The organism is Pseudoalteromonas sp. SiA1, from assembly GCF_018732205.1.
In the GTDB taxonomy this organism is placed as follows: domain Bacteria; phylum Pseudomonadota; class Gammaproteobacteria; order Enterobacterales; family Alteromonadaceae; genus Pseudoalteromonas; species Pseudoalteromonas tetraodonis.
On the sequence record NZ_CP076085.1, the window covers coordinates 538,693 to 563,729 of the forward strand.

Below are 25,037 nucleotides of genomic sequence, written 5' to 3' on the forward strand. Positions count from 1 at the left end.
CAGTTATGAGTTTTTTTAATAGCCAATTATTTAAAGATGTACAAACACAGCACATATTTAGCGACTGTAAAACGTTTGCTGATGCAACCGCGCGTGTTGATTGGCAAAGTGCCTGTAAACAGTATAAGCAAATAGCACCCCTTGATAAAACTCAATTAAGAGACTTTGTTGATGCGCATTTTATAACAACGCCTTTATTAACAATGAAAGGGGCTGCAAATACCACAAGTGTAAAAGGCTACATAAACTCACTGTGGAGCGGCCTTCGACGTGAAGCCGATACACCCAAAGCTAATTCTTTACTCGCTTTAAAGCACAGCTATATTGTACCTGGTGGACGTTTTCAAGAAATTTATTATTGGGATAGTTACTTTACTGCGCTGGGTTTAATTGATGCAGATAAAAGTGATGTAGTAGAAGACATGCTACAAAACTTCATAGACTTAATTAACGATTACGGCTGCATTCCAAATGGTAACCGCAGTTATTATTTATCGCGTTCACAACCGCCTATTTTAGCGCTGATGGTTGAGCTTTTATGGCAGCACGCTCACAGTAAAACACATAATTTAGCTTGGCTTAAATTGTGTGTTGAAGCTTTAAGAAAAGAGCACGCATTTTGGATGCAAGGAGCAGATACACTCAGTGATACGCAAACAAGTGTAAAACGCGTGGTAACAATGCCATGTGGTGGGGTATTAAATCGCTATTGGGATGATGAGGCGGCTCCTCGCGCAGAGTCATTAAGAGAAGACTTAGCGCTTGCATCAGGATTTAGTGATGATAAAAAATCTGAGTTTTATCGTAATATTCGTGCTGCGTGCGAATCTGGGTGGGACTTTAGCTCGCGCTGGTTAGCCGAGTCAAACTTACTAAGCTCAATTCAAACGACAGATATTGTACCCATAGATTTAAATTGCCTACTGTACAATTTAGAAAATCAGCTTAGTGAATGCTTTAAATTGCTTGGTAATGAGCAACAATCACAAACGTACAGCAGCTATGCTGTAAAAAGAAAGTCGCTTATTAATCAATATCTTTGGAGTAATGAGAAGCGTTTTTTTGTTGATTATAATCATAAGCTATCTAAGCCGTCTGCTATTTTAAGTGCAGCGGCAAGTACCCCGCTTTTTGTTAATTTAGCCTCGCAACAGCAAGCTGAACTGGTTGCAAACGTATTGAGCGAGCAGTTTTTAAAAGTAGGTGGTATTGTAACAACGGTTGTTGATACTCCACAGCAATGGGACAGCCCGAATGGCTGGGCTCCATTACAATGGTTTGCGGTAAAAGGCTTGCGTAATTATGGTATTGATCAATTAGCTACACGCATAATGAAAAACTGGCTAACAATGGTAGAACAAGATTTTATTGAAAATAAATGCTTGCTCGAAAAATATAACGTATGCACACCGCAAAAAAAAGCCAGCGGGGGTGAATATCAAGTACAACAAGGATTTGGTTGGACTAACGGTGTTACATCACGCTTTTATACACTTTTATAGGGTAACTAAACTCATTGTCTTATACCAAAAGAGTATTGTGTTTTGTAGTTAATTTAGGTAATGTGACAATTGTTGTAAATCTAATGTTTCAAGGATGAGTTATATGTTGCAAAAAAGCTCGGCTTTTATTAAGACAACGCTTCAATCGTCTTTCCATTCTCAAAACTACACAGTTATTTTAAGAACACTTCAAGCCATTTTTGGTGATATAAAAATGGACAGTACTATCCCACATATTGATCAGCGTGGTGCTTATGACATTTTTCTAATTGATGGATCTCAAAATGATTGGCAGGACTTGATCCCAGCAGATTTAATTTGTTTGGCTAAACAGTATAAAGTTGTGCTTTTTAATGTAGAACTAGAGCAAGTATGTGAAAAAAACTTATTACTCAATCATTTTAATGGGGTATTTTATAAATCGGCAGCAGCAGAAGATATATTTAAAGGCTTAGTAAGAATTTCTACTGGTGAGCTTTGGTTTACTCGTAAAGTAATCTCTAAGGCCTTTAATGATATTCTAAGTGTGGCCTCTTCGTTTAGCTCCTTAAGCGAAGATATCACGTTAAATGAAGCTGACTATAAGCATTTAACTAAACGAGAAAAATCGGTTATTCATTTAATTGCACAAGGAGCGAGTAATAATAAAATAGCGGACAAACTAAATATTAGCGACCATACTGTTAAAACTCACCTTTATAGCGCATTTAAAAAAACTAATTCGCGTAATAGAGTTGAATTGGCCAATTGGGCGCAAAGATATATTTCAGTATTATTACCCGTTGAGAGCTAATCGTTATTTGTTTGGCCACATCAATGACGTTGTGGCCATCTGCAAGAGTAGGTTAAGTTGCCTGTTTAGCCCATAAGCCTTTATCAATACCTTTGGTGATAAGATCTGTAAGCGCTTTTTCTATTGCTTGCGTTACGCAAATACTCATTGGTTCATTATCACTAAAGCCCGCCTCAGCTTCCGCCAGACGTTTATAGCTAACATACCTAAAAAAACCTGCTCGCATTTCTTGGCTCAATACTTTTTTGCTGGTGGCTACTGATAACAATACCTGGCCAGTTCTTACATCTACGGCACGTAAATAGATTGATATTGCATCTTCACGATATAGCTCTGATGCGCCAATACCAAAATATTCCATTCCTAAGCCACCCGTTTTTACATTGGTGTCGTAACTAATTATACCGCCTTCTAAAATGATTTTCGCAGTGGTTAACGGCGGTAGCTCGCCTTGATTAGGGTTAGTCGCTTGTGCCGCTCTAATTATTTTTCTCTCTGTTAAAATATTTTGTAGACCCTCACGTTCAACCGGCGTAAACCAGTCAGACTCATGTAATGCTTGCACTAGAATAGAGTTTGCACCTTGAGTGACGGCCGTTGAAAATGAGCTAACATTAGTTTGTGGCTTATATTGACCGGTTTGATCGCGAAATGAATAAACCGAGACTGGAATGCTGCCCGCAGGTTTAGGTAAGCTTTTTAAATCAGAAAAGACATCTGTTGGCTCTAACGTTACCGCACTTTGTTTTGACGGAGGGATTAAATTACCCATAGTAGAGCAACCACTAAGAGAAAGAGCGATTGTTATTATTATTAATTTATACATTATCCAAACCTCGGTACTTCGATAACCACAACCGAGTCATCAATTACATTTGTTATTCTAACCGTGATAGTGTCGGTTGTACTGGTGATCACTTCTATTTGATAATCACCACTCATAAAAATAGAGTCTTGATTAAAAACACTGTCTTCAATATTTTCCCCAAAAGCCATGTCGGTGATTTCTCTCACCATTCGATTTAAGTATGTCCGCTCTAATGAATCTTGAAACTGCTCTGCATACCCTTTTTCGACAACCGGCGCTTTATGTTTATTTTGTGCTTGTGCCTTACTAAGCAGCATATTGGCATTGAGAGGGTTGCCACCAAAACTCGGGTTAATAGGGGTATAAATAATTTCAGTTGCGGAGACTGAAAAGCTTAAAGTTGTTATTATTGTTAATGCTATTTTTTTCATTGTTACCATCCATTCAATGCCATATCAGGACTCGCTGTTTGCATATTCGATCGCGCCATGGCGTCCATTACAGAGTGCACTGCTTGCTCTACTCGCTCGTCCAAAGGCTCTAACTTTCGTCCCAAATGGGTTGCATAAATAATCTTATGATTCATTATTAAAACTAATTTAGTACCAGCACGGGGTATAACCGTTTCTTTTATTTCTACATTAAAGCCAGCTGTTGAAGGCAGTTCACGCCAATAATTTGAAAATTCACTGTAAAATTGATACCCAAAGCGACTAATACTTTTGTTTAGTAATAATCCATCGATTTCTAAATCAGCACTGGCATTACTCAAAGGAGTAAAAAAAGTTAAAAGTATAAAAAGATAGATATATTGTTTATTTTTCATAGTTAAAATAAGGGAGAGGGTTACTCTCCCCGTCTCATCAATTACATTTGTGTAATTGTTGCTGTATTACCATCACCAAGTTGAGTGACAGAGAATGTACTGTTAAAGCCAATTACGTTACCTTCAACAGTGTTGTAGTTACCGGTTTGAGTAACAGAGAATGAAACGTTTTCACCGCCTAATAAAAACGCTGAATCTCCAGTTCCACCTACCCAGTTACCTTCGCCTTGCTGTGCAATATCAATAGAGTGATTACTGCCTTCTACCATTAAGTCAATAACGTTAATATCACCATTTTGAGCAATATCAATTTGGTTTGCGTTACTATCAAGGATACCCGCTAGTGTAACAATCGCCTCGTTTTGATTACCGACTTGATTAACATCAATATCGTTATCGTTTGAAGTGAGAGAAACATCAGGGTATGAAGACTGCACTAAAATTGCGTTTTCATCGCCACCTGATTGGCTAAGATCAACATCGTTACCGCTACCATTAAAGTTAGCTAAATGAACCGAGTTAAAATCACTAACCTGGGTTACTGTAAATTCATTATTTGAACCAATCACACCCATGTATGCTTCATTAGTGTTACCAACTTGCATTGCTGTAAGCTCATTGTTATCGCCCATTAGCTCAGTAGTCGCAAGGTTTTCATCACCAATTTGATTAACTGTTACTTCATTGAATGAACCGTCAAAAAGACCAGACTCAATAGCATTATTCGAACCTTCTTGGTCTAGTTTTATTTCATTATCATTACCAGTAACGGCTGCAAAAGTAATGGTATTGTTATCACCGCTGCTTTGTTCAATAGCTATTTCGTTGTCATCACCAGCAATATCAGTAAATGTAATGATGTTACGTGAACCATCTTGGCTAACGTCAATCTCATTTTCGTTACCGCGTAATGAGCCTATTTTAAATTCATTCCAGGTGTCTGTTTGTTCAATTTCAATAATGTTTTCATCTCCTGATAAGCTAAGTACTTCAAATTCTTGCCACATACCAGACTGAGATGAAATAATTTCGTTACCATTACCTCTCATGTCCATGTTGTAAAACCAGTGACCGCCATTTCCTTGTTCAACGTCAATATTATTGTCGCTACCAGTGATAATATTGATTGCTTCATTGTTTTGAAATAACCCTTGGCCGAATTGAGAAACATAAACGCCGTTGTTATCACCCGTTATGCGCGTAATGAAACCATTAGCAACACCATCTTGTGCATAAGTTTGTTGGTTGTTATCACCTGTTGTTTCAACTTCGGCGTAATTACCATTTTGTAATTGAGCTATTTTAACATCGTTGTTGTTACCGATTTCAGTAGCTAGTGCAATATTGCCATCGCCATCTTGAGAGACTAATGCCGTGTTGTCAGAAAATGATTGCTTAACTGTGACAGCATTCTCAATGCTACTTACAGATACTTTAGCTGCAAGCTCAGAAGTTGAACCTGCTTTTGTTTCTGTGTTTGCGTTTGCTGTAAAGCTGGCGCCCATTGCAATTGCAATTGCACAGCTTAAAAGTGATTTATTCAATTTCATTATTATTCTCCTTGAAAGATAAAATAAAATACCTTGATTATTTATTAAGTTTTAAAAAGGTATTTTCGTTGCAGCATGCCGTGCTGCCATAATGTGTGATTAGCTTTTTATTCTTAAACGTAAAATGCTGTTTTAAATATGAACTAGGGTTTGGTCATTAGTACTTGGTAAGGTGGTTTGCCATTCACTAATTCATAACTGCTCAGTCACTGTATTCTTCAATGAGTTCATTTTGAATCACCTTTTTTAATGGTAATTTAAATCTATAAATTTCAATTACTTACTCCTTTAATTTGTATTTTCTATTTATTTACATCAAAAACCAGTAAAAAATAATGAGTTAACACTATGTTAAAAATAAGTTATTTAATTCATTAAAATGGCTGCTATTAATGTTTTTTTTACTGTATTTCTAGTTAAAAATAATGGTTTTGTTCCTGATTTTGCTTTTTTTACTTGAGTTAGTGACTGATTACCCGTTTTCTTAATGCTTGCCACGTGATTACTTAAATTCATAAACGTAAATATTTCGCTTAGTAAAGCTAAGTTAACTTAATTACGGATAGAACAATGAAAACAAAATTATCTATTATTACACTTGCACTTTTACCTTGTTTAGCTGCGGCTAAATTGCCTGATGTTAACAGTACAACTCAAAAAGTAACTGCGAGCAGTGACTCGATTATTGTTAAGTATAAAAAGAATGCTTCGCCGGAAATGCGTAAGCAAGCTCGTTCGTTAGTAAAAGCCAAAATATCTGATCTAAATAACGATGAAATTGATGATAACTTCACCTCGTTATTTTCTGGCCGCCTCGCAAAATTTAAAATATCAGGAATGAGTGCTAAAGAAGCAATTGAGCGCTTAAAATCGCATCAAGCGATTGAGTATGTTGAGCCTGATTACCGAGTGAGCATTGCAAGTGCAACTAATGACCCTCGTTTTGATGATTTATGGGGCTTAAACAACGAAGGCCAAACTGGTGGCACGGCTGATGCCGATATTGATGCACCAGAAGCATGGTCAATCTCTACTGGTAGCCGTGATGTTGTAGTAGGTGTTATTGATACGGGTGTAGATTATAGCCACCCTGATCTAGCTGCGAACGCGTGGGTAAACAGCGGTGAAATTGCCGGTGATGGTATCGATAATGACGGAAACGGTTACATTGATGACGTTCACGGTATTAATGCGATTACTGATGCTGGCGACCCGATGGATGACGAAGGCCATGGTACACACGTATCGGGTACAATCGGTGCCAGTGGTAACAATGGTGTTGGTGTTGTTGGTGTAAACCATGATGTTTCTATTGTTGGTTGTAAGTTTTTAGCCGCAGATGGTACAGGTTCTACCTCTGGTGCTATTAAGTGTATCGATTACATGGTTGGCCTTAAAAATGCGGGTGTTAATCTGCGTGTGTTAAATAATAGCTGGGGCGGCGGTGGTTTTAGCCAAGCGTTAGCTGATGCGATTACGGCTAGTGAGCAAGCTGATATTTTATTTGTTGCTGCTGCGGGTAACGATGCGGTTGATAACGATCAAAATCCACACTACCCATCTAATTATGAAAACGACAACGTATTATCGATAGCAAGTACTGATAGCAGAGATAATATGTCTAGCTTTTCTCAATGGGGCCTAACAAGTGTTGATATGGGCGCACCTGGCTCAGGTATTTTGTCGACCGTTCCTGGTAATAGCTATGCTACTTATTCAGGTACATCTATGGCAACACCGCATGTAGCTGGTGCTGCTGCACTTGTACTTTCAGTTAATCCTGATTTAACAACACTAGAGCTTAAGGAATTACTTATGTCTAGTGGTGATGCTAATGCGGCATTAAATGGTAAAACGGTTGCAGGTACACGCCTAAATGTTAACCAAGCACTAATTGATGCTGATCCAACTCCAGGCTTTAAATTATCTGTATCGCCGGTTTCTCAGCAAGCGACTGTAGGTGATACGGTTTCTTATACCTTTACGATTGGCTCAATTGCACAATGGGAAGGTGACGTTTCACTGGCTTTAGCTTCAGATCTTACCGATGCATCACTAAGCGCAACTACCGCTCGTCCGGGCGATGAAGTTGTTCTAACAGTTGCAACTAACAGCGATACTCAGTGGGGAAATTACGACTTTACTGTTACCGCAACATCAGACGAGCAAGTTAAAGAACAAACTGTTAGCTTAATGCTTCAACCTGCTGGTTTAAATGACTTTACTTACAGCAGTGATGAAAACATCGCTATTCCAGATAATTCTCCAGAGGGCGCAAGCTCGGTTATTACGGTTGCTGATGATTTAACTATTTTTGGCACCACTGCTGATGTAGATATTACGCATACTTGGTCTGGTGACTTAGTACTTACGCTTATTTCAGCGCAAGGTACAGAAGTAACTTTACAAAGCAATGAAGGTGGCAGTGCAGACGATATTGTTAAGTCATTTACATCAAGCGTATTTAATTCTGAAGTGGCAACCGGAGATTGGACACTTCATGTTGAAGATACAGCTGGTGCAGATACGGGTAATATCAATGGTTGGTCACTTACATTTAGCGCTATTGGTGAGGTAAGCCCACAACCACCACAAGCTGGCTTTAGTGTTTCAGCACAAGGTTTAACTGCTACATTTGTAGATACAAGTCGTGATGTAAATGATGACATTTCACAGTGGAGCTGGAACTTTGGTGATGGTTCAACATCAACAAACCCAAATCCTACACATGTTTACGCTCAGTCAGGAAGTTATGAGGTTGAATTAACCGTAACGGATAGTGAAAATAACTCAGATACATTCACTCAAACAGTGGTTGTTAGTGATGTTGAAATTGAATTGAGCTTAAAACGCGCTAACAAGTCACGTCTTGATACTATGCGTGTTGAGTTAAACTGGGCAGAAGTAGGGGCTGAGTCACTTAGCCTATACCGAAATGGCGAACTAGTAGATACCGTATCAGATAATGGCCGTTACCGTGATTATGTGCGTAACGCAACATTACCGGCATACGACTATCAGTTATGCGTATCTGAAAACGTATGTTCGAATATTATTACGGTTTCATTTTCTGAATAAAACGTTTACCCCTTAGACATTCAAAGCCCAGCAATGCTGGGCTTTTTTATGGAATATCCCTTCTTAATTTTATAGTAATAAATAATTAGTTAATTTTATAATGTAACTATTTTGTATTTATTTTGTTTGTTATTTGTGCATTATTTTCTTGATATTTACGATATCCATGTTAAGTTTGTACCTGAAAGGTAAAAAATAATGAGTATAAACATCGCTAATGGAGGAGCCAATGAGCTCACGTAAAATAATAACAAATGCCTTTAATCTAAGTGCTTTATCGTTAAGTTTTCTTAGTTTAAATGTACACGCGTCTATTGATTGCAGTGCGTTAGAACAGTGGCAAACAGGCCAGACACACGTTGCTGGAGATCAAGTGCAAGCGCAAAGCACAGCGTATGAAGCTAGCTGGTGGACGCAAGCCAATCCAGTGGAGAATGCTGGTGATTATAAAGATTGGAAAATTTTGGGTGTATGTGACAACGCTGTCATTGATAATGAAATTCCAGTAATTACCGAGTTAATGCCTGCAGACGGTTTTCAACTAACCGATAAAGACAGCGTTGTCATATCGGCGCAAGCAATTGATAACGATGGAGAGGTAACCACCGTTGAGTTTTTTGTTGATGGTATTTTTCTAGCTGCAGATACTTCATCACCTTACAGCGTTGATTGGCAAGCTGTGGCGGGTTCTCATCAAATAAGTGCAATTGCAACGGATGATCAAGGTGCGCAGTCATTACAAATCATCAATACCTTAACAGTTGCAGATGACGTTACTAACCCTGTTAATCAAGTACCCGTTGCATCAATTTCATTGAGTACCTTACCTGAACAGCTAATTGTGGGTTCACAAGTTGTGTTTGAGCTTTCAGGTAGTGATAGCGATGGTGAGATCACCGCGCTTAATTTTGCTATAAATGGTGATGATACTCATCAAGCGACATCAGCAACTAGTCAGTATACATGGCAGGCTACAGCTATTGGGCAAGCCAGCTTTACACTTACAGTGACTGATAACGAAGGGGCTACAGCACAAACCACAAAAACCCTAAATGTTGTTGACTCTGCAACCCCTGGCAGTGGTGTAACTGATTGTCAACCACAAGGGTTATATCAAACCCCCGGTGTTAATACGCCTTATTGTACTGTGTATGATGCTGATGGTCGTGAAGTTATGGGAGCTGACCACCCGCGTCGTGTTATTGGTTATTTTACTAGTTGGCGAAATGGTGCTAATGACCAACCAAGTTATCTAGTTAATGATATTCCATGGGATAAAATTACTCATATTAATTATGCCTTTGCGCATGTTGATGCCAATAATAAAGTATCTATTGGCGATCCTAATTCAGCAAATAATCCTGCTACAAACATGGAATGGCCAGGCGTTATTGGCGCTGAAATGGATCCTGAGTTTGCATACAAAGGACACTTTAATCTTTTAAATAAATACAAAAAACAACACCCACACGTTAAAACCTTGGTATCGGTAGGTGGCTGGGCTGAAACGGGGGGGTATTTTGATGAAACCGGCCGCGTTGAAAGTGGTGGCTTTTATACCATGACCACCCATGCTGATGGCTCAGTCAATTATGAAGGTATTAATGCATTTGCAAAAAGCACCGTTGAGTTTATTGAAAAATATGGATTTGACGGCGTTGATATTGATTATGAATACCCATCTTCAATGAACGACTCAGGTCACCCCGATGATTTTCCTATATCCAACGCGCGCCGTGCAGGATTGAATGCCTCATACCAAGTGCTAATGAAAAAAGTACGTGAAGAGCTAGACCGTGCAGGTGAAGCAGCAGGTAAGCACTATTTACTCACTATTGCGTCTCCATCTTCTGGTTATTTATTACGAGGTATGGAAACCTTTCAAGCGGTTAAATATCTGGATTATGTAAACATTATGTCTTACGACTTACATGGCGCATGGAACTCACATGTAGGGCACAATGCTGCCTTATTTGACACCGGTTTAGACTCAGAACTGACACAATGGAACGTCTACGGCACTAAAGAATTTGAAGGGATTGGTTACTTAAACACCGATTGGGCGGTTCGTTATTTCCGAGGGGCAATGGCTGCCGGTCGAATCAATATCGGTATTCCTTATTATACTCGAGGTTTTAAAGATGTGTCGGGCGGAACTAATGGTCTATGGGGTCAATCGGCTTTACCAAACCAAGCTGATTGTGCCACAGGTACAGGGGTTGGTGAAAAGAACAAGTGTGGTAATGGTGCATTAGGTATTGATAACCTTTGGCACGATAAGAACGACGCAGGTCAAGAAATGCCCGCCGGTTCAAATCCTTTATGGCACGCTAAAAATCTCGAAAATGGTATTGTTGGCTCTTACCTCGAAGTGTATGGCTTAACCCCCGATACCGATGCTGACGATCGCTTAACAGGTTCTTACACACGTTATTACGACAGTGTTGCCGTCGCACCTTGGCTTTGGAATGCCGATAAAAAAGTATTTCTGTCGATAGAAGATGAAGAGTCGATGGCCTCTAAAGTTGATTATGTTATTAACAACGGCCTTGGCGGTATCATGTTCTGGGAGCTTGCTGGTGATTTTGATTACGACTCAGCAAAAGGCGAGTACTTCATGGGGTCAACGCTTACTTCACTTGCATACGATAAGTTTAATCAAAGCGGTGTTGCATATGATGTACATGGCGGAAATCCAAACTTTACAGTGCCTGCTGAAGCTGTAGATATCACATTTGAAGCCAAAGACTTCCCTGTCGGTGATGATAACTACCCAATCAGCCCAACATTTGCGTTTACCAATAACTCAAGCCTTGATTTAAGCGGTGCAAAAATTTCATTTGATGTACCGGTATCAACCTCCGCTATTTTTAAATCCAACTGGAATGCACAAGAAAAACTGGGCATGGCAGTAGAAGTAAATGGCTCGAACGCAGCGGGTAATAATATTGGCGGTTTTGAGAACGAGTTCCACCGTTTCTCAATCACACTGAACAATGAATGGGGCGGTCAACCAAAAGACTTTAGCGCTGGTGCAACTGTGAATGCACAAGTGATGTACTACATGCCAATCACTGGGCCTAGCAACTTTACCATTGAAAAAGATGGAAAAACTTACGCATTCAAAGCTGAATACCCAATGCTACCAGATGCAACACCGGGTGATGGCACGGGCAATCCAGATAACGGTGGCGGTGACCCTGCAGGTACGTGTGAAGGAGTTGATATAGCCTCGATACCTGTTTATCCAAACTTCCCTCAAACTGACTGGGCGGGCAACCCAAGCCATGCCGCAGCAGGTGACTTAATGTCTCATAACAACGCGATATACAAAGCCAAGTGGTGGACAACGTCTGAGCCGGGTGTAACGGCTGATTGGACCCTAAGTTGTAGCCTGTAATTTTCAAAAACAATGAGGGGTAGGCCTGAGCTTGCCCCATGTATTGAGTCTTAGAAAGGATAAAATAATGGCATCAATTAAACTTAACACACTATCGCTATCTGCAATCGCAGGTGGCTTGCTACTGAGTATGCTAGCACCGCAAGTACAAGCACATGGTTATATGGATAGTCCTAAAGCACGCCAAGCATTTTGCCAAGATGATGGCGGATACTGGTGGCCAGAAGATGGCACAAATATTCCTAACCTTGCTTGTCGATCAGCATATCTAGAATCCGGCACGGTGCAGTTTGTGCAAGCGATTGAATTTTCTGTTAATACTCCTGACTATTTAAATCAAACTGCAGTTGAGGCCAGTGTACCAAACGGCACTTTATGTGCTGGTGGCGATACAGCCAAACGCGGTATGGATTTACCATCACCACATTGGCAACGTAGTGACGTAGTGCCCAATGCTAATGGTGAAATTCAAGTTCGTTACCTTGCATCAACGCCACATAATCCCAGCTTTTGGCAGTTTTACTTAACTAAGCCAACTTTTAATGCCGCTACTGATGTATTGACCTGGCAAGACTTAGAGCTAGTTCAGGAGTATCAAAATGTTGACGTGATTAAAGACACCGATGGTGAGCGTTATTATCAAATGAGTGTGGCTATTCCACAAGGACGCAACGGTGATGCCATTTTGTACAGCCGCTGGCAACGAAACGATGTTGTGGGTGAAGGCTTTTATAACTGTAGTGATATAAATATTGTAAACGACGCTGCTCCAACCAATCCGAATGCGTGGGCAAGCCTTGGGTACTTTGTACGTCAAGGGCAAAATGCCATTGCAGGCGACACTATATGGGCTCGCTTATTTGATGAATCTGGCCAAGAGGTGATTAATCAACAACTTAAAATCAATGCCGATAATCAAGCAAATTGGCAACAAGTGTTGGCGTCACAACTCAACCTTGATTATGCGCATTTAGTGCAGATTGGTGTGCAAAATCAAATTGGTGATATTGTATTTAACAGCGCTGATGTACTAACAAACCAAGTCTATGGCAGCAATCCAAATTACACCTATACATTAAGCGTGCTGGGCACCCCTGATAACACAGCGCCTATTGTTAGTAAGCCAGAAAACCTAGTAGTTGATGAAAACACCACCACGACTGTGCATTTACATGCGTTTGATGATGAGCAAAATGCGTTAATTTATACTTGGTCAGTACCGGCACCACTGAGTTTTACCGGTAGCGATGCCAATATCAACTTAATTTCATCTGAAGTTTCAACACCTACAGATTATACCGTTGTGGTATCTGTTTCTGATGGCCAATTAACGACCCAAACCGAGTTTGTTGTCACCGTTAATGACAGCGTTATCAATGATCCTGTTATAGCGCCTTGGAGCACTACTGAGGTTTATCAAGCAACAGATAAAGTGAGTTTTCAAGAGCGTGTTTACTTAGCTAAATGGTGGAATCAAGGTCAGCAGCCCGATAGTTCAAGTGCGTGGGAGCTTGTTGAGGAGGGTCCTAATCCAGCAGCATGGAGTATTAACAAAGCCTATCAAGCGGGCGCAGAAATAATCTATCAAGGACAGCGCTATCGCGCTAATTGGTGGACTCAAGGCGATACGCCAGGACAAGCCAATGTATGGAAAACACTGTAACTAAAAGCCTAAGTTTTGTAGTTCAAACTTATTAAACCAAAATAATCACATTAAAAATAGATAAGAGAGAAATATGAATATTAAACAATTAACCGCAGCTATGGGTGTTGCACTATTTGCCGGTTCTGTATCGGCAGCGCCTTCTACACCAAGTATTAATTGGGAGCCACAGCAATATTCGTTTGTTGAGGTAGACCTTGAGGGAAACGGCTCTTACAAACAGCTGGTTACCCGTGTTGAGCAAGTTAATATCAACATTGAATGGAGTGCGTGGAGCGGTGATGGCGGCGATAGCTATAAAGTGTACTTTGATGACATGCTAGTGAATGAGGGCACGCTTGCTGCTGGTTCTAAAAGTGGCACTATTTCATTCCCTTATGATAAAGCAGGCCGCCATATAATGTATGTTGAGCTATGTGAAGGCGGCACGACTTGTGCGAGAAGTGCGGGTAAGCCAATTGTAATTGCTGACACTGACGGCGGACATTTAGCACCATTACCTATGGATGTTGACCCAAATAACCGTGATATTGGCGTTAAGCAAGATTTAGTGACGGGCGCTTACTTTGTTGAGTGGGGGATCTATGGCCGTGATTACGATGTAACGAATATGCCAGCACAAAACCTGAGTCATATTTTGTATGGCTTCATTCCAATTTGTGGTGAAAATGCGTCGTTAACTGGCGGTCCTAAGCGCGCACTGGAAACAGCCTGTGCGGGCTCTGCAGATTACGAAGTGGTTATTCACGACCCATGGGCCGCAGTACAAAAAGCATTGCCAGGGGTTGATGCTAAAGATCCCATTCGTGGTACTTACTCGCAGTTAATGGCACTAAAACAGCGTTACCCCGATATTAAAATTTTACCATCTGTAGGTGGTTGGACGTTATCAGACCCATTTGGTGGTTTTACTAATAAAGCAAACCGCGACACCTTTGTTGCCTCAATGGAAGAGTTTTTAAGAACCTGGAAGTTTTACGATGGTGTTGATATTGACTGGGAATTCCCAGGTGGTGACGGCCCCAATCCTGATATTGGCGATCCAATTAACGATGGCCCAGCCTATGTTGCATTAATGCAAGAACTACGCGCTATGCTTGATAAACTTGAAGCAGAAACGGGTCGTACTTACGAGTTAACCTCAGCCATAGGTGCAGGTTACGATAAAATTGAAGATGTAGATTATCAAGCCGCAAGCCAGTACATGGATTACATTTTTGCCATGACCTATGACTTTTATGGCGCATGGAGTAACGTAACCGGACACCAAACAGCACTTTACTGTGGCGAACACATGAGTGTTGGTCAATGTAATGGTACCGGGCTTGATGAAAATGGCGAACCTCGTAAAGGCCCTGCTTATACCACAGATAATGCTGTGCAGCTGTTACTTGCGCAAAATGTACCATCGAAAAAAATCGTCGTGGGCACAGCTATGTATGGTCGTGGTTGGGAAGGTGTTTACCCGCAAAATGCCGCGATTGATGGTAACCCAATGACCGCCCCTGGTAATGGCCCATTAAAAGGCTCCACGGCACAAGGTGTATGGGAAGATGGAGTTATTGATTACAAGGGCGTTAAAGCCAATATGATTGGTGCGGCAGGCACCGGTATTAATGGTTTTGAAGTGGGTTATGATGAGCAAGCACAAGCCGCTTATGTATGGAATCGCTCAACTGGTAAACTGATCACCTATGATAGCCGTAAGTCTGTGCTGGCCAAAGGTGCGTATGTTAATCAGCATAACTTAGGCGGTTTATTTGCATGGGAAATTGATGCTGACAATGGTGACATTCTAAATGCAATGCATGATGGCTTAGGGGGCGTAGTTGCGCCGCCAAGTAATAAAAAACCGGTTGTTTCAGTGTCTTCATCTGTGTCTGTTAATTCAGGCGAGAGCATCACAGTAACGGCTTCTGCAACCGATGCAGATAACGATCCACTGAGCTTTAGCTGGAGTGCTGATAGCGCGCTAGTAGTATCTGGACAAAATACATCATCACTGGTTATTAATGCGCCAACAGTAACTGCAGATACACAGTATGTTGCAACCGTTGCAGTATCAGATGGTCAAGCAACAGTAAATCGTGATGTTGTTGTTAATGTTATTGCGCCAACATCAGGCGGCGAAAATACAGCACCGAGTGTTAATGCAATTGCTAATGTTAGTGTTGACGAAGGCGCATCAGCAAGTGTTGCTGTAGTTGCAAACGATGCACAAAACGATGCGCTTACATATACGTGGACAGTACCAGTAGGCTTAACGTTAGTGGGCAGCGGTGCAAATGTGAGCATTGAGGCAGGCGCTGTAGATACAGATACAAACTTCACTGTTTCAGTTGCAGTCAGTGATGGCGAATTAACTACAACACAAAGCTTTAGCGTAACAGTGACAAATGGTGATACTACCACTCCACCAACAGGAGATTGGGATGCGAGTGTTGCATACGTTGGTGGCGATGTCGTCACTTATAACGGCGTTGAATATAAAGCAAAATGGTGGACTCAAGGTGAGCGTCCTGATTTAGGCGGTGCGTGGGAGGCAACAACACAGCCTACAGATGATACGGGTGCTGCAATTTGGCAGTCATCGGCTATTTATAACAGCGGTGATGAAGTCTCTTATCAGGGCAACAAGTACCAAGCTAAGTGGTGGACTCAAGGGAACGAGCCTGGTTCAACCGATGTATGGTTAGCACTTTAATGTAAAACCTTATTGTTTGATTTTATAAAAAGCAGCTTTCGAGCTGCTTTTTTTTATCGCGAACAGTCACTTTGATTTTTCAAAACAAGGCTTTATTACTAATAATTAATCCATTGACATCAGCATACACCCAATCACCGGTATTAATTGTGGTGTTTAACATATTAACCGGGTGATCTTTGGCACCTAAACCGCGCTTAGTGGTGCAGCGCGGCGTAGCGCCTAGCGCCATCACAGGTAAATCAAGTGTGGCAAGAATTTCAATATCGCGGCAGCAACCATTAATAATAATGCCTTGCCAGCCATTTTTTAGGGCTCGCTCTGCAATCATATCGCCAATGAAGGCAAAACGCTTACTAGCAAAGCCATCCACAACCAACACTTTGCCTTCACCATTTTCATGTAATATGTTGCCAGCAAACGAGTTATCGTCTGGGCAGGTGACAGTCACTACTTGACCATAAAAGAGAGTTTTATTACCAAAGTGTTGCAAGCCACTGTCAGCGACTTGCACATGGTCGCGATGTTCATCGTATAAATCGGGCGTAGTAAACTGTGTCATTGAGGGCATCCTTGTTTTTTATAAAGCCACGTAGGCCAACGGCAGTACATTAAAAGTAGTAATAATGTTTATCGTAGGCTAATTAATCATTCAGGTGTAGCTATTGTTGTAAATTGGCGTATAGATTTTAGTCGCAATATAAGCACTTTTAACGTTTTTTAACGTTTTTTTATAAGTAACTTATGTTGTTACTTAGTTTTATTTTTTTAAATAAATTTGATTTTGCCAGAGCATTAGCCAAACGTCTCATTGTTGCGTGCTTTTTCATATGCTACGTTCAATTGTTATTTTAAAATTTGGGCTGCAATACTTGGCCCTATACACACATACAAAAAGAGAAGCGTGCTTTATGATCATCTTTTTTATTTGCCTAACTATTTTAATATTAGGCTATAAGTTTTATAGCCCGTTTGTTGAAAAGCAAGCGGGCATGGATTCAACGGTCGACACACCACAAAAACGCTTTAGCGAAGGTGTTGATTACGTTGCAATTCACCCTGTTCGTGCATTTTTGATTCAATTTTTAAATATAGCAGGCGTAGGCCCCATATTTGGCCCAATATTGGGTGCATTATATGGTCCGGTTGCGCTTGTATGGATTGTGCTTGGTAATGTTTTGGGTGGCGCTGTACACGACTTTTTCTCAGGAGTAATGAGTATAAAAGAAGACGGGAAAAGCTTACCGGAAATAGCAGGGCACTACTACAACGTTGTATTTAAAGGCTTTATGCTTATTTTTACTGCGATGCTACTATTTTTTGTTGGTGTTGTATTTATTATGAGCCCGGCAGGATTATTAAGTAACCTTGATATATTTAAGGATACAATATTTGCAAATAATACCTTTTGGGTTTTGGCTATTTTAGCTTACTACTTTTTAGCCACGTTATTACCCATTGATAAAATCATCACTAAGTTTTACCCTATTTTTGGTTTGTTAATGATTGTGATGACAGTAGCTATTGCGGTATCACTGCTAATAAACGCACCGCATTTACCAGTAGCGGGCGACTTTTTAGCATACTTTGAGGCCGATCACGCTCATGACTTCTTAGCACCAAATCCTGATGGACTGCCCACTTGGCCGCTGCTATTTATAACCATTACCTGTGGTGCTATTAGTGGTTTTCACTCAACGCAAGCACCTATTATTGCTCGTTGTTTAACCAACGAAAAATACGTACGCCCAGTTTATTATGGTGCGATGATGTGTGAAGGCATTGTAGGTTGTGTTTGGGCACTTGCTGGTATTGCTGCATTCCCAGAAGGCTATGCGGGTTTAAAAGCTATGCTTGATCTTGGTGGCCCAGGTTTGGTAGTTAACCATATTGCAAACAGCTACTTAGGTGTATTTGGCGGTATTATGGCAATTATTGCTGTTGCTGTTTTCCCTATTACCTCAGGCGATACGGCGTTTCGTTCACTGCGCTTGACCGTGGTTGATGCGTTTAGTATTCCGCAAAGTTTACGTAATCGTTTATTACTAGCAATCCCTATTTTAACCATTGCTTACTTTATGACTAAGCTCGATTTCTCTGTGATTTGGCGCTACTTCGCATTCTCAAATATGCTGCTTTCTACCAGTGTGTTGTGGCTTGCGACCAAGTACTTATTTGACCGTGGTACATTCCACTGGATCACTAGTATACCAGCAGTAATCGCTACAGCAGTGACCTTGTCATACATAATGACCGCGGCAATAGGGTTAAACTTATCAAGTGATTTAGGTAAACCGATTGGTGCAGCGGTGGCTGTTATAGGGTTTATTGTATTAGCTGTTGTGCATTCAAAGCATAAAGTGCGTACGGCTTAATAAATCGTAATCTTAAAAATGTAAAAGCGAGCCTTATAAAGGCTCGCTTTTTTTATACTTGATGACTAATCGCTAAAAAGTGGCTTGTTCGAAGTAGCTGATATCATCTAGGGTTTTACTAATCATCATCGCCCCCTCTAATAAGCTCACTGTTTGTATTGCCGCGCGAGCAGGGTTTTTTTCACCATTCGCAGCGTGTGCTTGGGTTAACCAGGCTAAATTTTTATTAAAAAACCGCTGAACTTCAACCCGCACTTTATCAGGTAGGCTGTCGCTTTCTGCGCCGAGCAAGCCACATAAACACATTTTTTTATCAATCACGAGTGCATTTCTAAATAACTGAGTGTAAATATCAATAGGGTTTTTACCGTTTGCTTTGTGTGCCTCTGGTTCACCAAGTACAGCGATAAAGGCATCGGTATATTGATGCGCAAGCTCTGCACCTAAATCAGCTTTAGTTGGAAAGTGATAATGCACACTGGCACTTTTAATACCAATTTCATTGGCCAACTCTCTAAAGCTAAAATTGCTATAGCCACCAAGTCTAACTTTGTTTTCTGCTGCTTTTAACAGGGCTGCTTTTTTTGTCATTTTAAACTTCCTTCATATCGCTGCAAAAAATTATCAACCAGTAGGTAGTTATTTTCAAGCTCTTTTATTTTTAGTTTGCAAAGGTCGAGATCTTAATATAAATTACCTACCAGTAGGTAGGTAATTTATTCTTGCCAGTATTAGCTCAAACTGTGATTAAAAATATAAAGAGATAATTATGAAAATTTATGATGTAGAAAACTTTCCTAATCCATTACGTGTACGTATTGCGCTTGCTGAAAAAAAGGCGACTGATAAAGTAGAATTTGTTGCTGTTGATTTATTAAATGGTGAGCACCGTACTGAGGCTTTTTTAGCTAAAAACCCCTTAGCAGGCGTACCTGTTTTAGAGCTAGATGATGGAACGTTCATAGCAGAATGCACCGCAATTACTGAATATATTGATACCGCTTTTGCAGGCCCTTCATTAACCGGTGTTGAGGCAAAAGAGCGCGCGGTGATTAATATGATGCAAAAACGTGCGGAATCAATGGTACTTGATGCTGTAGCCACTTACTTTCATCATGCAACGGATGGTTTAGGCCCAGCGCTTGAAACCTATCAAAATGTTGCTTGGGGAGAAAAGCAAGGTGAAAAAGCGCGCCAAGGCTTTGTTTATTTTAATACAGTGTTAGCCAACTCTGCTTATGTTGCTGGTGAGAATTTCAGTGTTGCAGATATTACTTTGTACGCCGGTCTGGTGTTTGCAGGCTTTGCAAAAATAGCTATTCCTAGTGAGCTATCACATTTAATAGCATGGCAAGAAAAGGTCGCTCAACGTCCAAGCATTGCTGTTTAGATATGGAGTCAAATATGAAAATTGCAGCTGATTTTAGCGAACGTGTTGTTGTACATAGCGAATCGTTAGAATGGATAGCCTCACCGATGGCGGGTGTTGATAGGCGTCCACTTGATAGAGTAGGCAATGAGGTTGCACGCGCAACCAGCATTGTACGATATGCGCCAAACAGCCATTTTTCTGCCCATACACATACCGGCGGTGAAGAATTTATTGTGCTTGAAGGTGTTTTTCAAGATGAACATGGTGATTTCCCCAAGGGCTCTTATATTCGCAATCCGCCTGAGTCAAAACATACACCAAGCTCTGAAAACGGGTGCGTTATATTTGTGAAATTATGGCAGTTTCAGCCAGAGGATAGAGAGCATGTTCGCTTGCAAACTAATACCATGTGCAGTGTTCCTCACCCTGAGTTTAGTAATGTAAATGTAGTTTCTCTTTATAAAGATGCCTTTGAAGAGGTGAGTATTTTTGCATTTGCACCTAACAGTGAAATATGGTTAAACGCCTCAGGTGGGGGCGAGCTTTTAGTTCTTGAAGGCTCGCTTGAAGAGCAAGGCGATACATTAGTACAGCACAGCTGGTTAAGAGTGCCGCCTAACAGCGAAATTAAAGCAACAGCAGGCAGTGAAGGAGCCAGAGTGTGGCTTAAAATCGGTCATTTAACAGATGTTGAAAACCAAATAGCACGGCTTAAAAATGCATAATTCAGCATTTAATTAAAATGGGCACAATAAAAGTGATGTGCCTGTTTTTTGATCTACTTCACTATTGGTTAATAAGCTATCACCTATACTTGATGCTCATATTATTGTGGAGTTCGGGTTATGGTAAATTTAACACACGGCTTATCTATTGGTATTGAGCGCTCTGGTTGCGAGTTTTTTTTAACCTTAAAAGCTATAGGTACACTCACTCATAAAGATTATGAGGTGATCACGCCGATGATTGACTCTGCGCTTGGTGAAGTTAAACATCCTATTGTTAATGTACTCATAGATGGTACTGAGCTTGATGGCTGGGAACTTAGAGCTGCATGGGATGATTTAAAACTTGGCTTAAAGCATAACAAAGAATTTAAAAAAATAGCCATATACGGCAACAAAGACTGGCAATCAACCATCGCTAAATTAGGCAGTTGGTTTGTATCAGGTGAAATTCAATATTTTGAGAACGCCACTGCGGCTTTAGAATGGTTAAAAAGTAATGATGAAGAAGCGGATGCTTAAATAAAGGCCATAATCGGCCTTTATTTTTAAAGTATTTATACCAATTCGTTTAATTAAGTGATCTATTTTGAGGCTGGAAAAACGTGTTGATAGCTAGGCAAAAAATTTGCTATTTAGTTGTTCTAAATGAGAATTTTTTAACGCAGATAGCGACACGTTTAGCCTCGTAAAATGATTAAGTATTATTGCGGATTGGTATTACACCTCTTGAAGTGTAGGTAATGCGGGAAATGCCCCCTTGGCTAAGCAGGCTTTAGAGCCACAACGCAAACCAAAACTTAAAGCGTGTTTTACTAGGTGCTCATTATTAATTTTTTCGATGAGCGAGCTATTTTCATCGGTGTGATTTAAATAATATAACACGCCTGCAATAAACGCATCACCGGCACTGGTTGTATCCACAGCATTAATGATTGGCGCCGATTCATTTAATATAAACCCTTTATGGTAAACCATTGCCGGTGCAGGGCCATCGGTTAAAAATACCAATTTTACACCTATATTTAAAATAGACTGTAAGTAATCATCAGGTGATTGCTGTGTTTGCTCAGCTAAAAAGTTCAGCTCATCACGCGATAGCTTAACAATGTCGCAATACGCATAACACGCATGTACATTGTGTTCAATGTCATTGCTATTTTGCCACAAGCTATAGCGTAAATTTACATCAAAGCTAACGAGTTTATGGTTGTTTTTAGCCAGCTTTAAAGCACACACGGTGGTGTTTGCAATGGCTGGATTGGTTAACGTGTTGGAACAAAAGTGTAGGGTACTCAATTCATCCCATTTAATATGGCTTAAGTGATCACTCGTTAACAGTAAATCGGCGGTATTGTGGCGATAAAAATTAAAGCTGCGTTCACCGGTTTCATCTAAACTCACAATAACCACGGCCGTTTGAGAGTCTTTAATCGTAAATAAGTACTCTGTACTTACTTTATATTGCGCAAGCGATTTACTTAATTGTTTAGCAAAGTAGTCATCACCCATACCGCCACAAAAAGCAGCCTTGCCGCCTAACTTTGCATAACCTACCGCTACATTGGCAGGGGCACCTCCTGCAATGGGCAAATAAGCACTGTTTTGAGAATCTTGTGGCAGCATATCAATAAGTAGCTCGCCGAGGCTAAGTAATTTGGTCATAGTGTAAATCCTAAAAAACCCAGCAGAGCTAGGTCAAAATTCAAGGGAGAATTATTAAAACTAATTAAAGTTAGTGTAACAATCGCTGAAAAACATAGCTTCAGCGTTTGTTACACTAAAAATGGTTAGTTAAACGCGTATTTAAGCGTTATTGATGTTGTGCGGCCATTAATAGTACGGGCGCGAATAATGTTATTATCTGGAATTGAGCCTTCTTCAGCTTCTGTAATACCTACCGTATCGAATAAGTTATTTACATTAAGTGCAATATTAAGGTTTTCAGATAAATCGTAACTTACAAAGCCATTTACTTGAGTGTAACCGTCAAATTTAAGGTCGTTGTTGTCTTGAGCGTAAGCATCAGTAGTACCAATAAAGTTCACACCGGCAGCACCTTTATCAAAGCTATAACGAGCCATTAAAGAGTAGATTAAATCAGCTTGGCGGCGTGGCGTATTACCTACCACTTCAGGGGTAAGTGCATCCTTAGCAATTTCTGCATCTGTCCATGTTAAGTTACCACGAAAATCCCATGCATCGATGAAGTAAGTTGATTCAATTTCAATCCCTTTTGCTTCGTATTCACGGTCAAAAAAGGTTTGCGATGTTGCTTCAAAGTTTTGCTCTTCTGTTTCTGCATAAAACGCTGTTGCGAAAACTGAAAGTGAATCAAAACGTTTTTTAACCCCAAATTCATACTGGTTTACTTCATCAACGGCATCTTCATCAGCAACCGAACCGTCAGCGCGTACTTTACCAAATAAAAGTCGGTCAGCATTTGCGCGGCCACCTTTACTCAATCGTGCAAATGTCGCAAGGCTTGAATCTATTTGGTAGTTAGCCCCAATTGAATAGGATGCATAATCCCAATCGTAATTTACTGGGCTAGCATTTGCGGTATCAATGCCTGCTACATTTTGTTCAGGAACTGAAATCACTCCATCGCGATTCATATCAACTGTAGAGGTTACTGCACCTGCGTAATTACCGCGTGCTTCACCACTATCGTAACGAGCACTTGCGTCAATACTTACATCACCCACTTTTGTTGAAAATGAAACGTACGGGGCGCGGGTATCGTATTCTGTATCGTAATCACGCTGACAGCAGTTACCCCAAAAAGGCGTTCCGTATGCATATAAACCATTTTCAGAAAACGCTGTACCATCGGCAGCTGTTACATTTAGTAGCGCCGCATTATCGCCCTTAAGCTCCATTAGGTAAGAGTTCCATAACCATGACATAGCAATATTTTGTGTTGAAGCATAGTAACCAAACGTAACACTTGTATCATCGCTTAGTGATTTAGTCAGTTTGAAGTCGTTTACAATAGAGTCAAAGTCGTTCATTGTGACGTCAAACGTATGAATACGCATAGCTAAATCGTCATTAAATGCAGCTCCGGTATTGGCATTACTAAGCGTTGCACCTGCGCCGCCAATACTTTGTGCAATAGCAGTCGCGCTGCCTACTTCAGCAGGAATAAGTGAATTAAAGTTACCGCTAACAGAGGATTTACGAAAACGGTTTTCAATACGCCAATCGTTATCTAAGTCAAATACAGCTTCAAAACCCACTGAGTCAACTTGCGGGTTCATGCCATCGCGAATATCGCCGCTACTAATTTGATTTTCGCCATTTAAACGCACTGTTTTAGTAAATAATGCTGAATGCGGGGTATCTGATTGTGCGTCAAACCCTGGGATTGAGTCACCATTTGCATACATTGGCATTGGTAAGTAACCCACGCTTTTGTCATCTAAATGTTTGTAATAAAGACGCACGTAACCGTTTTCAAAGTCTTTGGTAAGGTTGGCTTTAATTTGCCCACCTTTATTTGATGTGTAACCTGTTTCACGCGGGCCTTCACCTTGGCGCACAAAACCACCTACATGAAAACGTACGCTATCACTAAGGTAAGTGCCGTATTCAAAGTCTGTACGAATAGTGTCGTAATCAAGGCCCAGTGTTGTAGAAACACTGCCTGATTCGTTTTCACCATTTTTAGATATAAAGTTAATTATGCCACCCGGTGCATTACTTGCTGCAGTCGAGGCCGAACCACCACGAATTGATTCGATAGTTTGTACGGTATTATCTAGGCGCATAAATATATCAGCGTTACCAAAAGCAATATCACCGTATTGCATAACGGGTAAACCGTCTTCTTGTAATTGTAAAAACTTAGCACCACCAGAGGCCACAGGTAAGCCGCGTACAGCAATGTTTGCGTTACCTTCACCGCCGGTTGATTCTGAGCGTACGCCCGGAATAATTCTAAACGCTTCAGCAGTTGAACGCGGTGTAGATACTTCAACTTGAGCAAGCGATAAACTGCTCACTGATGAGCTTGATGCCATAATGGTTGTACGACGTGGTACACCGGTTACAACGATAGTCTCAAGACCTTTGTTAGCTTGCGCTTGTGTGTTTTGCTCTTCTTGTTGTGCATAAACGCCTTGGCTTACAGCCAGCGCTAAAGCACTCATTAAATATAAAGGTGTGTTGTGTGTTGTCATGTGAACGCCTCGCTTTGTGAGCCCGAAGGGGTTTGTTATTTTTACTTAATCGATTAA

At 40.6% G+C, this 25,037-nt stretch carries 18 protein-coding genes; 10 read left to right on the forward strand and 8 right to left on the reverse strand.

Annotated features, from left to right (window positions below; translation table 11 throughout):
- Positions 1–5 precede the first annotated feature (5 nt).
- Both treF and KK487_RS17785 read left to right on the forward strand, forming a co-directional pair.
- A complete protein-coding gene (gene treF, locus KK487_RS17780) occupies positions 6–1,502 on the forward strand; it encodes an alpha,alpha-trehalase TreF (protein WP_215522180.1) in 1,497 nt (498 codons plus the stop codon).
- A gap of 103 nt (positions 1,503–1,605) precedes the next feature.
- Positions 1,606–2,295 (forward strand): response regulator transcription factor, encoded by a 690-nt coding sequence (locus KK487_RS17785; RefSeq protein ID WP_013462996.1) that lies wholly within the window; start codon positions 1,606–1,608, stop codon positions 2,293–2,295.
- A gap of 52 nt (positions 2,296–2,347) precedes the next feature.
- Here the strand turns inward: KK487_RS17785 and KK487_RS17790 are convergent, their stop codons facing one another.
- The 4 genes from KK487_RS17790 to KK487_RS17805 are packed head-to-tail and all read right to left on the reverse strand — an operon-like array spanning position 2,348 to position 5,479.
- Positions 2,348–3,121 carry a CsgG/HfaB family protein gene (locus tag KK487_RS17790; RefSeq protein WP_024602690.1) on the reverse strand — a complete coding sequence of 258 codons (774 nt, stop codon included), beginning with the start codon at positions 3,119–3,121 and terminating at the stop codon, positions 2,348–2,350.
- Positions 3,121–3,543, reverse strand: coding sequence for a curli assembly protein CsgF (locus KK487_RS17795; protein WP_016900115.1), 423 nt, complete (start codon positions 3,541–3,543; stop codon positions 3,121–3,123). Before KK487_RS17795 ends, KK487_RS17790 begins: the two co-directional genes overlap by 1 nt.
- On the reverse strand, positions 3,537–3,929 hold the full coding sequence (locus KK487_RS17800) for a curli production assembly/transport protein CsgE (RefSeq protein WP_016900116.1): 393 nt from the start codon (positions 3,927–3,929) through the stop codon (positions 3,537–3,539). Before KK487_RS17800 ends, KK487_RS17795 begins: the two co-directional genes overlap by 7 nt.
- A 41-nt stretch (positions 3,930–3,970) precedes the next feature.
- Positions 3,971–5,479 carry a curlin gene (locus tag KK487_RS17805; RefSeq protein ID WP_215522181.1) on the reverse strand — a complete coding sequence of 503 codons (1,509 nt, stop codon included), beginning with the start codon at positions 5,477–5,479 and terminating at the stop codon, positions 3,971–3,973.
- Positions 5,480–6,049: 570 nt separating this feature from the next.
- Here KK487_RS17805 and KK487_RS17810 point away from each other — a divergent pair.
- From KK487_RS17810 to KK487_RS17825, 4 genes are all read left to right on the forward strand, one after another.
- Positions 6,050–8,557, forward strand: a complete 2,508-nt coding sequence (locus tag KK487_RS17810) for a S8 family serine peptidase (protein ID WP_215522182.1) — start codon at positions 6,050–6,052, stop codon at positions 8,555–8,557.
- A 229-nt stretch (positions 8,558–8,786) separates the two neighbouring features.
- Positions 8,787–11,957 carry a glycosyl hydrolase family 18 protein gene (locus KK487_RS17815; RefSeq protein ID WP_215522183.1) on the forward strand — a complete coding sequence of 1,057 codons (3,171 nt, stop codon included), beginning with the start codon at positions 8,787–8,789 and terminating at the stop codon, positions 11,955–11,957.
- A 67-nt stretch (positions 11,958–12,024) separates the two neighbouring features.
- On the forward strand, positions 12,025–13,620 hold the full coding sequence (locus tag KK487_RS17820) for a lytic polysaccharide monooxygenase (protein WP_215522184.1): 1,596 nt from the start codon (positions 12,025–12,027) through the stop codon (positions 13,618–13,620).
- Positions 13,621–13,693: 73 nt separating this feature from the next.
- Entirely contained in the window at positions 13,694–16,324 is a 2,631-nt protein-coding gene (locus KK487_RS17825) for a glycosyl hydrolase family 18 protein (RefSeq protein WP_215522185.1), read from the forward strand.
- 79 nt (positions 16,325–16,403) lie between these two features.
- Here the strand turns inward: KK487_RS17825 and KK487_RS17830 are convergent, their stop codons facing one another.
- Positions 16,404–16,886, reverse strand: coding sequence for a putative 4-hydroxy-4-methyl-2-oxoglutarate aldolase (locus KK487_RS17830; RefSeq protein ID WP_013463007.1), 483 nt, complete (start codon positions 16,884–16,886; stop codon positions 16,404–16,406).
- Between the two features lie 349 nt (positions 16,887–17,235).
- Between KK487_RS17830 and KK487_RS17835 the strand changes: the two genes are divergently transcribed.
- Positions 17,236–18,699: a carbon starvation CstA family protein gene (locus KK487_RS17835; RefSeq protein ID WP_013463008.1), complete on the forward strand. Its 1,464-nt coding sequence runs from the start codon at positions 17,236–17,238 to the stop codon at positions 18,697–18,699.
- A gap of 72 nt (positions 18,700–18,771) precedes the next feature.
- Here KK487_RS17835 and KK487_RS17840 read toward each other — a convergent pair whose 3' ends face one another.
- Entirely contained in the window at positions 18,772–19,290 is a 519-nt protein-coding gene (locus tag KK487_RS17840; protein WP_013463009.1) for a TetR/AcrR family transcriptional regulator, read from the reverse strand.
- A gap of 178 nt (positions 19,291–19,468) precedes the next feature.
- Here KK487_RS17840 and KK487_RS17845 point away from each other — a divergent pair, with 178 nt between their 5' ends.
- The 3 genes from KK487_RS17845 (at position 19,469) to KK487_RS17855 (ending at position 21,318) form a co-directional block, all read left to right on the forward strand.
- The gene (locus KK487_RS17845) at positions 19,469–20,089 is read left to right on the forward strand and encodes a glutathione S-transferase (protein ID WP_016900120.1); all 621 of its coding nucleotides are present in this window, start codon (positions 19,469–19,471) and stop codon (positions 20,087–20,089) included.
- A 14-nt stretch (positions 20,090–20,103) separates the two neighbouring features.
- Complete coding sequence (locus KK487_RS17850) at positions 20,104–20,796, forward strand: cupin domain-containing protein (RefSeq protein WP_016900121.1); 693 nt, start codon at positions 20,104–20,106, stop codon at positions 20,794–20,796.
- A gap of 120 nt (positions 20,797–20,916) precedes the next feature.
- Positions 20,917–21,318 carry a SpoIIAA family protein gene (locus KK487_RS17855; RefSeq protein ID WP_013463012.1) on the forward strand — a complete coding sequence of 134 codons (402 nt, stop codon included), beginning with the start codon at positions 20,917–20,919 and terminating at the stop codon, positions 21,316–21,318.
- Between the two features lie 198 nt (positions 21,319–21,516).
- Here the strand turns inward: KK487_RS17855 and KK487_RS17860 are convergent, their stop codons facing one another.
- Together KK487_RS17860 and KK487_RS17865 are read right to left on the reverse strand one after the other, a co-directional pair.
- Positions 21,517–22,461 (reverse strand): carbohydrate kinase family protein, encoded by a 945-nt coding sequence (locus KK487_RS17860; RefSeq protein WP_016900592.1) that lies wholly within the window; start codon positions 22,459–22,461, stop codon positions 21,517–21,519.
- Between the two features lie 125 nt (positions 22,462–22,586).
- Positions 22,587–24,980: a TonB-dependent siderophore receptor gene (locus KK487_RS17865; protein WP_013463014.1), complete on the reverse strand. Its 2,394-nt coding sequence runs from the start codon at positions 24,978–24,980 to the stop codon at positions 22,587–22,589.
- Positions 24,981–25,037 lie beyond the last annotated feature (57 nt).

Coding starts and splice junctions, on each gene's coding strand:
- KK487_RS17850 (WP_016900121.1), top strand. CDS start 20,104: ATGAAAATTGCAGCTGATTTTAGCGAACGTGTTGTTGTACATAGCGAA.
- KK487_RS17845 (WP_016900120.1), top strand. CDS start 19,469: ATGAAAATTTATGATGTAGAAAACTTTCCTAATCCATTACGTGTACGT.
- KK487_RS17865 (WP_013463014.1), bottom strand. CDS start 24,980: ATGACAACACACAACACACCTTTATATTTAATGAGTGCTTTAGCGCTG.
- KK487_RS17800 (WP_016900116.1), bottom strand. CDS start 3,929: ATGAAAAATAAACAATATATCTATCTTTTTATACTTTTAACTTTTTTT.
- KK487_RS17815 (WP_215522183.1), top strand. CDS start 8,787: ATGAGCTCACGTAAAATAATAACAAATGCCTTTAATCTAAGTGCTTTA.
- treF (WP_215522180.1), top strand. CDS start 6: ATGAGTTTTTTTAATAGCCAATTATTTAAAGATGTACAAACACAGCAC.
- KK487_RS17835 (WP_013463008.1), top strand. CDS start 17,236: ATGATCATCTTTTTTATTTGCCTAACTATTTTAATATTAGGCTATAAG.
- KK487_RS17860 (WP_016900592.1), bottom strand. CDS start 22,461: ATGACCAAATTACTTAGCCTCGGCGAGCTACTTATTGATATGCTGCCA.
- KK487_RS17855 (WP_013463012.1), top strand. CDS start 20,917: ATGGTAAATTTAACACACGGCTTATCTATTGGTATTGAGCGCTCTGGT.
- KK487_RS17790 (WP_024602690.1), bottom strand. CDS start 3,121: ATGTATAAATTAATAATAATAACAATCGCTCTTTCTCTTAGTGGTTGC.
- KK487_RS17820 (WP_215522184.1), top strand. CDS start 12,025: ATGGCATCAATTAAACTTAACACACTATCGCTATCTGCAATCGCAGGT.
- KK487_RS17830 (WP_013463007.1), bottom strand. CDS start 16,886: ATGACACAGTTTACTACGCCCGATTTATACGATGAACATCGCGACCAT.
- KK487_RS17840 (WP_013463009.1), bottom strand. CDS start 19,290: ATGACAAAAAAAGCAGCCCTGTTAAAAGCAGCAGAAAACAAAGTTAGA.
- KK487_RS17825 (WP_215522185.1), top strand. CDS start 13,694: ATGAATATTAAACAATTAACCGCAGCTATGGGTGTTGCACTATTTGCC.
- KK487_RS17795 (WP_016900115.1), bottom strand. CDS start 3,543: ATGGTAACAATGAAAAAAATAGCATTAACAATAATAACAACTTTAAGC.
- KK487_RS17810 (WP_215522182.1), top strand. CDS start 6,050: ATGAAAACAAAATTATCTATTATTACACTTGCACTTTTACCTTGTTTA.
- KK487_RS17785 (WP_013462996.1), top strand. CDS start 1,606: ATGTTGCAAAAAAGCTCGGCTTTTATTAAGACAACGCTTCAATCGTCT.
- KK487_RS17805 (WP_215522181.1), bottom strand. CDS start 5,479: ATGAAATTGAATAAATCACTTTTAAGCTGTGCAATTGCAATTGCAATG.